This is a genomic window from Bacillus sp. CGMCC 1.16607, from assembly GCF_042683745.1.
Taxonomy (GTDB): Bacteria; Bacillota; Bacilli; order Bacillales; family Cytobacillaceae; genus Pseudoneobacillus.
Genome location: NZ_JBHUJX010000017.1, coordinates 47,956 through 55,345 on the forward strand (window position 1 = coordinate 47,956; position 7,390 = coordinate 55,345).

Below are 7,390 nucleotides of genomic sequence, written 5' to 3' on the forward strand. Positions count from 1 at the left end.
ATAGCCTCTCCCATCGAGAGGCTATTTTTATTACTCTATATGATAAGCTTGATAAACATCTCTTTTTTGTAATCCCCTGTCTTTAGCTGTTAATTTAATCGCTTCTTTAGAGGACAAGCCTTTTACCGACACATAATGTTCCACTTGCTCTTCCACGGTTAATTCTTGCCACCAAGAAGTGACTTCCTCTTTTATTTCACTGTGGGAACCTTCAATTATTAAGCAAAACTCCCCACGGATTTCCTCTTCTGATGCCCACTTTTGAATATCTGAGATGCTTCCTCTAATAAACTCTTCAAACTTTTTCGTCAGTTCTCGGCAAAGAACTATTCTTCGCTCCCCCAATACTTCACCTATTAACTCCAACGTGTCCTTCAAACGATGTGGTGATTCATAAAAAATGAGGGTGGAGGAAAGATTCACTAATCCTTCTAGCTCTTTACGCTTTGTTTTCTTTTGTCGATCTAAAAAACCATAAAAGTAAAAAGGATGTGATGGGAGTCCCGAGGCAATTAAAGCTGTAAGTGCAGCATTCGCTCCGGGGAGCGGTACGACTGTTAATTTACTTTCCGTAGCTGATACAACTAATTCATAACCAGGGTCAGAAATGGTCGGCATTCCCGCATCACTAACTAAGGCAATTTTTGCTCCATCTTTTAACTTTTCAATAATTTTTTGTCCGCTTACTTGCTTATTATGCTCATGGTAACTGATGATAGGCGTTTCTATTTCAAAATAATGACATAATTTTTTTGTATTTCGAGTATCTTCTGCTGCAATCCAGTCTGCCTCTTTTAACATTCGGATTGCTCGAAAACTCATATCTTCTAAATTACCGATTGGTGTAGGGACTAAGTATAGTATGCCTTTCTCCTGCTCCCGCTCAAAGCTTTTCTGCTGCCACATACAATTCACCCATTTCTTGCACTAAAAACATTTCTTTTTTCTTTCTTGTCCATTGTTTGAACTGATATTCTGCTTTAAGTGCTTCACTTTTATTATTAAAATGTTTTGAATAAAGAAGTCTTACTGGCCCTCTACCTTTTGTATATTTTGCCCCTTTTCCTTCATTATGAAGCTTTATTCGTTTGACTAGATTATTCGTATATCCTGCGTAATAACTGCCATCACTACATTCTAAAACATAAAAAAAATGTTCTTTATTCTCCATATAAGATCTTTTTTACCTCATCCGTATATTCATTTTCTTCATTATATACAAAAAGCGGCGGTAAGATTTTTAAGTCTGGATTACCATCCTTCGTTGCTTCAATTAATAACGTATTGGCTTCTTTTCCAAGCTTCGGATAAACGAACTGTATTCTTTTGGGCTCTAACTTATAGGCTCTCATTAAAGAAACCATATCCATTAATCTCCCTGGACGATGGACAAAAGCAACCTTTCCGCCGGTACGTACTAATTGACTGGCTGACTTAACAGCATCTTCTAATGTACATAAAATTTCATGTCTAGCAATCGCTAGATGTTCATTTTCATTCATTTCCTCTTGAGAAGGGGTAGGAAAGTAAGGAGGATTACATGTCACTACATCATATTTACCAAATCCTAGCTGACTTGAAATATTCTTAATATCCCCATGAATCATCTGAATTCTCGACTCAAGCTGATTATAATGAATACTTCTACAAGCCATATCATATAATCTCTCCTGAATTTCAACCCCTGTAATATTCCCTTTCGTTCTGGTACTTAAGAAAAGGGGAATAACCCCATTCCCACTACATAAATCAATTAATTTCCCCTTTTGAATGGGTACATATACAAATTTAGATAATAATACAGCATCTAATGAAAAGGCAAAAACAGATGGACTCTGGATAATTCGTAATTCTTCTGCCAACAAATAATCCAATCGTTCATCATCCTTTAAAATCACCATTTTTACTCCTCCGGATTATAAGAAAAAAAGCTGACTCATAAGCTCGGTACTTATGAAACAGCTCCCATTATTTTTTATTCAAAAAAGATAAACAAAAAAGACAGTCGCCTTCTTTTCGTGGGCTTCCAAAGTGGAGATTACAAATATGAAATCCCTCTTGGTAAAGTCTCGCTAGATTATCATATCCTTCTCCAATATCCATTGATTTATCTTCCAAATCCATTTGATGGGAAGGACTTTTTTGTCCTTTAGGAGTCCTATTTTCTTCTTGGACTACGGTTTGATCTAGTCGACGTCTTAAATGTTCATTCTCCAGCTTTAAAGAGTTGTTTTCTTCTAGTATTTCTGCTAAATGCTGTTTCAACTCACCAAGCTGACTGTACAAATGGCCAATTTGTGCCTCCATATTACTTACAGAGTCAAAGATCTCTTTTTTATCCACTTATTCCACCTCATTAATCTGTGGATTGTAATGAAACAGCGCCCTCTTTAATAATTTCATCGATGGTATATTCTAAAACACGATCATGGTCTTTCAATTCTACTTGTAGAATTCTTTCTAAAATATTTAAACCTACCACTCTACCTCTGCCTTGAGGCGTTTCAATCATTTCACCTAGATCAGGAAGTTGTTCTTTCGCTGATTCATATTCATCATTTTCATATTTTAAACAGCACATTAACCGGCCACATAAACCTGAAATTTTGGTAGGGTTTAATGACAGGTTTTGGTCTTTTGCCATTTTAATAGAGACGGGGTCAAAATCACCTAAGAACGTGGAACAACAAAGCATCCTGCCACATGGTCCAATACCACCTAGCATTTTTGCTTCATCTCTTACACCAATTTGGCGCAACTCAATACGAGTTCTAAATATAGCGGCTAAATCCTTTACGAGTTCACGGAAATCAACTCGTCCATCTGCAGTGAAATAAAAAATGACTTTATTTCGGTCAAAGGTATATTCTACATCCACTAGCTTCATATCAAGATCATGTTCATTGACTTTATCATTACACACTTGATAAGCTTCCTCGGCAGCAAGTTTATTTTCGTCTACAATCATTCGGTCCTTTTGATCGGCAATTCTCAAGACCTTTTTTAAAGGTAGAACTACATCGTTTTCGCCTACTTGCTTCGGAGCAATGACAACTTTACCGAATTCTACTCCTCGGACCGTTTCAACGATAACAAATTCGTCCTTTTGGATAGAAATTTCGCCGGGATCAAAGTAGTATATCTTACCTGCTTTTTTAAAGCGTACACCTACAACATCATACAAAATAAGATCCCTCCTGCAAATTTAACACAAGTTGCTCCATTAAGAGTTGGGGATTCATATTTACTTGCAGTTTTCTCTTTGCTTCTAATATAGCAGACATTTGCTTCGTCAGATCCAAAGAAGAGTACTGTAAAGCAAATTGTTCTAATCTAGTCCGCTCATCAACAAAGACAACTTGTTCATTTTTTCCGACCTGTATATATAATAAATCCTTAAAGATCAAAAGTAGTAAATCTAACCCACGATCGATTTGCTCTTTTTCTTTAAAGTGCATAAACCACTCCTCTTGTAAAACTAATAAAGCTTCAAGTGGATTCCTTCTATGCACCTCATATAATTTTACCACTATCTTTTGTGCTTGTGCAAACCAATCGTCGCCAAATAAGGCAATTGCTTCATCTATATTGTTGGTCATGGAGGCAAGGATGGGGGCTTTTTCTTCATTAATGTTTAGTTCGACAAGCTTATCTATCATATTTTTATTCGAAAGTGGTTGAAAAGATAGCGTTTGGCATCTTGATAAAATAGTTGGAATAATTTGTTGGACCTGCTCTGTTAAAAGTATCGCCATTGTTTCAGAATTAGGTTCTTCTAGGAATTTCAACAAGCTGTTAGCTGCATTCACCGTCATTCGGTCCGCGTGGGATATTATATATACCTTCTGCTTCGATTCAACGCCAGCTTTAGAAAACTCTTCTTGCAAGGTCTTGATTTGTCCTTTTTTAATGGACAAACCATCCGGTTCTACTATATGAACATCTGGATGGTTTCCATGATTAATCCTTCTGCAGTTTAAGCATTCTTCACAAGGTTTATATTGCTTTATTGGAGATAAGCAAAATAAGGACTTTGTTAAAAGAAGAGCACCTTCCTTTTTTCCTGTCCCTCTAGCCCCCTCAAACAAATAAGCATGGGCCACTCGCCCTTTTTGCAAACTATTTTTAAGCATTTTTAAAACAATTGGTTGTAATTCCTCTAATTGGTCCCAATTTTTAGCCAAATCTATCACTCACTTACATATTTCTGGTTTTAAAAATGATGAAATTGCTCAATTGGTAAGACAAATACAGTTGCTCCTCCAACTGCCACTTCAACTGGGTAAGGAACATATGAATCTGCGTTTCCTCCCATTGGTGAAACGGGAGCAACAAGTTGATCTCTAGATTGGCAATTTTCTTTTATAATTTGTAAACATCTATCTACCCTTATATCTTCTGTTCCAATCATGAATGTGGTGTTTCCTGATTTTAAGAAGCCACCTGTACTAGCAAGCTTCGTTGCTCGGAAATTATTTTTAACAAGGGCACTTGATAATTTATTGCTATCCTGATCCTGTACGACTGCTAGAATTAATTTCAATCCAACCAATCCCCTTCTATATGGATATCCGCTTCTTTTTTCTTTTATTATAACAGTTTCTCTTCGTCCATACAGCGTTAAATTAGTTTGAAAATTTTAAATTTTAATTTAATTCAGAGAGAATTAATTCCTTTACCTTAAGATAAACGGATTCCACTGATTGAGATGCATCCACTTTCTTGATGCGTTCGGGAAATTTATCCAATAGCAATTGGTACCCTTCACGTACTTTTTCATGAAACTCCAAATTCTCTAAATCTAATCGATTAATTTCCCGATTTTGATGTTGGGAAATTCTCTCTAAGCCTATTTCTGGATCAATATCAAAGTAAATAGTCAAATTGGGCATCCTTTCACCAATCGCAAATTGGTTAATGGAAAATACCTCATCCATTCCTAATCCACGTGCATAACCTTGATAGGCTAGTGAACTATCAACAAATCGGTCACAAAGGACAATCATACCGTTTTGCAAGGCAGGCTCCACTTTTTCCATCAAATGTTGACGTCGTGCAGCTGCATAAAGTAGTGCCTCTGTTCTTGGATCCATAGAGGTATGACTTTTATCTAAAATGACACTTCTAATTTTTTCTGCTATTTCTATACCTCCTGGTTCACGTGTTAATAATACTTTATAACCTTGTGCTTCTAAAGTTTTAGCTACCATTGAGATAACTGTTGTTTTACCAGCACCTTCTGGCCCTTCTATGGTGATAAAAACACCCATATTCATACATTATCCTCCAAAAAACTCATATCTATCTCTTATATATTTTTATTTTCTGATCTCCTAAAAATTCTCCACCATGAAATCTTGCTCCAAGTTGAATAAGTTGACGTAATATTTCTAGCTTTTCAGAGGTAATCTTCTCTCCCTCCATGAATAGTGGAATACCAGGAGGATAAGGAATAATCATTTCTGCTGAATTTTCTCCCATTGATTCTACAAGAGGGATGACCATTTGCCGCAATTGCAGCTGCTCTTTATACTCAATCTCTAAGCTAGAAAAGATTTGTTCACTTCTCTTAATTTGAACACTTCTTAAAGTGGCATTTCCTATTTCCCCTTTAAGCACATCCTGAATCCTTCTTGATACCTCCAAAACGGGATAACTTACCCCCTTTTTTAATAACGGAAATACAAGAAGGACATTATGCGAATCAGCCAACTCTGAATAAACTCCTACTGATTCTAACCTTCTTTGCAGATCAAAGCCACTATTACCTTGATTCGATTGTAGAACAATTTTCAAAGGGTCGCCTTTTGATTGATGATGTAAAACCTTTATCACAGGAATCTCTTTTAATTTTTTAATAAATATAGCCAACTGTTCTTCTAAATATTTTTTATCCTCTTCATCGTATGTCGCAATATAGCTCCGGGCTATATCCAAGGAAGCCATGAGTGGATAGGAGGGGCTACTTGACTGTAAAACCTGTAAATATGATTTTACAGTATCAAAAGGTATCCTTTCACTATTTATATGTAGGTAAGCAGCCATCGTCATGGCTGGTAACGTCTTGTGTGCCGATTGAACAACCATATCTGCCCCTAACTGTAAAGCGGAAGGGGGGAATGGTTCTCCTGCAATAAAATGAGCACCATGAGCTTCATCTACAAGTACGACCATACCATATAAATGACAATAATCAATGATTTCTTTAATATCAGAGGCGAATCCATAATAATTAGGATAAGTGAGGATAACTCCTTTTCCTTTTGGATAAGCTTGATGAGCGGCTTGTAATGAATCTTTGGAAATGCTCGTTGCAACTTTCCAATTCTCATTAAAATCAGGTTCAATAAATATTGGCTTCAATTTTGCTAATTTTAACCCATTTAAAATAGATTTATGGCAATTCCTTTGTACAAAAACAATGTCACCTTCTTCGAACGTTGAAAGGATCATCGTTAAATTTCCAACGGTTGAACCATTTATTAAAAAAAAGCTATGCCTTGTCCTGTATATATTCGCTAATAACTCCTCAGCCTCTCTAATTGCGCCTTCAGGAGCATGTAAATCATCTAACCCCGTAAGCTCTGTTACATCTATAGATAAGATAGAAGAATAGTATGGATTAGCCTTGGAAGGAAATAGCACGCCATTCTTATGTCCTGGTACATGAAAAGAAAGTGGTTGTTGTTTGTCATGTTGAATTAAAGTATCAAATAGAGGTGTCCTATGTTGGTCCATATTTATTACATCCTTTTAATAGTCTCATTCATTTTAACAAATACAAAGCTAAAATTCATTAGTTCGAATAGTATGGTCCCTTCTCAAAAAATAAAAAAAGCCCATATTGGACTTTTATGAGAAAATTTCTGGTGTATTTACTTTTTTTAACTGTTTTAAAAAAAACTTATATTTCGGATGATCTGTGTCTGTATGAATTAAGTCCTGTTCACATTCGCAGCAAATGAATGAAGTATACAAATGTATTCCCTTTAATTTCATTTGTTCACAAATCACACATGCTTCCCCTATCTGATTTTCTGTTAATAGCGAACCCAATGACTCCACCTCCATACGATTATTCTGCCCAATAAGCGTCCTTTGTATGCTTAATTTTCGGAAAATTCTCGTCGCAAGTTTGATTGATTACTATTGTATGATGGGATTACGAGTTAGGTGTATGTCTAACATAGATTTATTACTTGATTACTCATCCTTTTTAGCTAACAACCTTTTATATGTAAAAAAGAACAACCACATATGGGTTGTTCTTCGTTTGCCTGGCGACGTCCTACTCTCACAGGAGGAATCCTCCAACTACCATCGGCGCTGAGAAGCTTAACTTCCGTGTTCGGTATGGGAACGGGTGTGACCTTCTCGCCATCGCCACCAG

The 7,390-nt window shown here is 36.3% G+C and carries 10 protein-coding genes and 1 rRNA gene; all 11 read right to left on the reverse strand.

From position 1 onward, the window contains the following. Positions 1–30: 30 nt before the first annotated feature. The 11 genes from rsmI to rrf all read right to left on the reverse strand — a co-directional run bounded on the left by rsmI (position 31) and on the right by rrf (position 7,390). Entirely contained in the window at positions 31–906 is an 876-nt protein-coding gene (rsmI, locus tag ACFSO7_RS10145) for a 16S rRNA (cytidine(1402)-2'-O)-methyltransferase (protein WP_377877182.1), read from the reverse strand. Continuing rightward, positions 884–1,171 (reverse strand): GIY-YIG nuclease family protein, encoded by a 288-nt coding sequence (locus ACFSO7_RS10150; RefSeq protein WP_377877183.1) that lies wholly within the window; start codon positions 1,169–1,171, stop codon positions 884–886. The genes rsmI and ACFSO7_RS10150 overlap by 23 nt, the downstream gene beginning before the upstream one ends. Further along, positions 1,161–1,901, reverse strand: a complete 741-nt coding sequence (locus ACFSO7_RS10155) for a tRNA1(Val) (adenine(37)-N6)-methyltransferase (RefSeq protein WP_377877184.1) — start codon at positions 1,899–1,901, stop codon at positions 1,161–1,163. The genes ACFSO7_RS10150 and ACFSO7_RS10155 overlap by 11 nt, the downstream gene beginning before the upstream one ends. 67 nt (positions 1,902–1,968) lie before the next feature. Continuing rightward, positions 1,969–2,343 carry a DNA replication initiation control protein YabA gene (gene yabA, locus ACFSO7_RS10160; RefSeq protein WP_377877185.1) on the reverse strand — a complete coding sequence of 125 codons (375 nt, stop codon included), beginning with the start codon at positions 2,341–2,343 and terminating at the stop codon, positions 1,969–1,971. 13 nt (positions 2,344–2,356) lie between these two features. Then, on the reverse strand, positions 2,357–3,184 hold the full coding sequence (locus tag ACFSO7_RS10165) for a PSP1 domain-containing protein (RefSeq protein ID WP_377877186.1): 828 nt from the start codon (positions 3,182–3,184) through the stop codon (positions 2,357–2,359). Then, positions 3,177–4,184 carry a DNA polymerase III subunit delta' gene (gene holB / locus ACFSO7_RS10170; protein WP_377877187.1) on the reverse strand — a complete coding sequence of 336 codons (1,008 nt, stop codon included), beginning with the start codon at positions 4,182–4,184 and terminating at the stop codon, positions 3,177–3,179. The genes ACFSO7_RS10165 and holB overlap by 8 nt, the downstream gene beginning before the upstream one ends. A 29-nt stretch (positions 4,185–4,213) precedes the next feature. Continuing rightward, entirely contained in the window at positions 4,214–4,543 is a 330-nt protein-coding gene (locus tag ACFSO7_RS10175; protein ID WP_377877188.1) for a cyclic-di-AMP receptor, read from the reverse strand. Between the two features lie 103 nt (positions 4,544–4,646). Next, complete coding sequence (tmk, locus tag ACFSO7_RS10180) at positions 4,647–5,276, reverse strand: dTMP kinase (RefSeq protein ID WP_377877189.1); 630 nt, start codon at positions 5,274–5,276, stop codon at positions 4,647–4,649. A 25-nt stretch (positions 5,277–5,301) separates the two neighbouring features. Further along, positions 5,302–6,738 (reverse strand): aminotransferase class I/II-fold pyridoxal phosphate-dependent enzyme, encoded by a 1,437-nt coding sequence (locus tag ACFSO7_RS10185; protein ID WP_377877190.1) that lies wholly within the window; start codon positions 6,736–6,738, stop codon positions 5,302–5,304. Positions 6,739–6,852: 114 nt separating this feature from the next. Then, positions 6,853–7,071, reverse strand: coding sequence for a sigma factor G inhibitor Gin (locus ACFSO7_RS10190; protein ID WP_377877191.1), 219 nt, complete (start codon positions 7,069–7,071; stop codon positions 6,853–6,855). 204 nt (positions 7,072–7,275) lie between these two features. After that, positions 7,276–7,390: ribosomal RNA gene (gene rrf / locus ACFSO7_RS10195) — 5S ribosomal RNA — on the reverse strand.

Bases quoted from the DNA above. Each gene is read 5' to 3' on its own strand.
- rsmI (WP_377877182.1), bottom strand. From the start codon at position 906: ATGTGGCAGCAGAAAAGCTTTGAGCGGGAGCAGGAGAAAGGCATACTA.
- ACFSO7_RS10150 (WP_377877183.1), bottom strand. From the start codon at position 1,171: ATGGAGAATAAAGAACATTTTTTTTATGTTTTAGAATGTAGTGATGGC.
- ACFSO7_RS10155 (WP_377877184.1), bottom strand. From the start codon at position 1,901: ATGGTGATTTTAAAGGATGATGAACGATTGGATTATTTGTTGGCAGAA.
- tmk (WP_377877189.1), bottom strand. From the start codon at position 5,276: ATGAATATGGGTGTTTTTATCACCATAGAAGGGCCAGAAGGTGCTGGT.
- ACFSO7_RS10185 (WP_377877190.1), bottom strand. From the start codon at position 6,738: ATGGACCAACATAGGACACCTCTATTTGATACTTTAATTCAACATGAC.
- ACFSO7_RS10190 (WP_377877191.1), bottom strand. From the start codon at position 7,071: ATGGAGGTGGAGTCATTGGGTTCGCTATTAACAGAAAATCAGATAGGG.